Below are 1,161 nucleotides of genomic sequence, written 5' to 3'. Positions count from 1 at the left end.
GGTAGTTGACAGAACTTAACGGATGATTTAAGGTTAGGTTGTCAATCTTCGCGCTTCCTCAGGGAAGTTTGCCATCATGACCACTGTTATCCAACGTCGCTCAACCAGCAACGTGTGGGAGCAGTTTTGCGAGTGGGTCACCTCCACCGACAACCGCCTCTACATCGGTTGGTTCGGGGTGCTGATGATCCCCACCCTGCTGACTGCCACCACCTGCTTCATCATTGCCTTCATTGGTGCTCCCCCGGTGGACATCGACGGGATTCGCGAGCCAGTTTCGGGTTCGTTGCTGTATGGCAACAACATCATCACCGGCGCGGTGGTGCCTTCTTCGGCTGCGATTGGCCTGCACTTTTACCCGATTTGGGAAGCCGCTTCTTTGGACGAGTGGCTGTACAACGGCGGCCCCTACCAGCTGATTGTGCTGCACTTTTTGATTGGGGTGTTCTGCTACATGGGCCGGGAGTGGGAGCTGAGCTACCGCTTGGGGATGCGTCCCTGGATTGCGGTGGCTTACTCGGCGCCGGTGGCGGCGGCGACGGCCGTGTTTTTGATTTACCCGATTGGGCAAGGCTCGTTTTCGGACGGGATGCCGCTGGGGATTTCGGGGACGTTCAACTTCATGTTGGTGTTCCAAGCGGAGCACAACATTTTGATGCACCCGTTCCACCAGCTGGGCGTGGCCGGCGTGTTTGGGGGTGCGCTGTTTAGTGCGATGCACGGGTCGTTGGTGACCTCGAGCCTGATTCGGGAGACTTCGGAGGAGGAGTCGCAGAACTTGGGTTACAAGTTTGGGCAAGAGGAAGAGACCTACAACATCGTGGCGGCGCACGGGTATTTTGGCCGGTTGATTTTCCAATATGCGTCGTTCAACAACAGCCGGAGCCTGCACTTTTTCCTGGCGGCGTGGCCTGTGATTGGGATTTGGTTTACGGCGCTGGGGATCAGCATCATGGCGTTCAACCTGAACGGGTTCAACTTCAACCAGTCGATTGTGGACAGCAACGGTCGCGTGGTTGGGACGTGGGCGGATGTGCTCAACCGTGCCAACCTGGGGATGGAAGTGATGCACGAGCGGAATGCGCACAACTTCCCGCTGGACCTGGCGGCGGTGGAAGTGGCGCCGGCCATCCGCGGCTAATCCACTCCTGACCTAGTCGA

The 1,161-nt window shown here is 57.9% G+C and carries 1 protein-coding gene; it reads left to right on the top strand.

What is annotated here, in order from left to right:
• Window positions 1-76: 76 nt before the first annotated feature.
• Window positions 77-1,141: a photosystem II q(b) protein gene (psbA, locus tag NW855_RS13395; protein ID WP_011430136.1), complete on the top strand. Its 1,065-nt coding sequence runs from the start codon at window positions 77-79 to the stop codon at window positions 1,139-1,141.
• Window positions 1,142-1,161: the final 20 nt, after the last annotated feature.

The sequence above is a fragment of the Synechococcus sp. RC10B2 genome, assembly GCF_047502635.1.
This window is presented reverse-complemented; position numbering and strand designations above follow the sequence as displayed.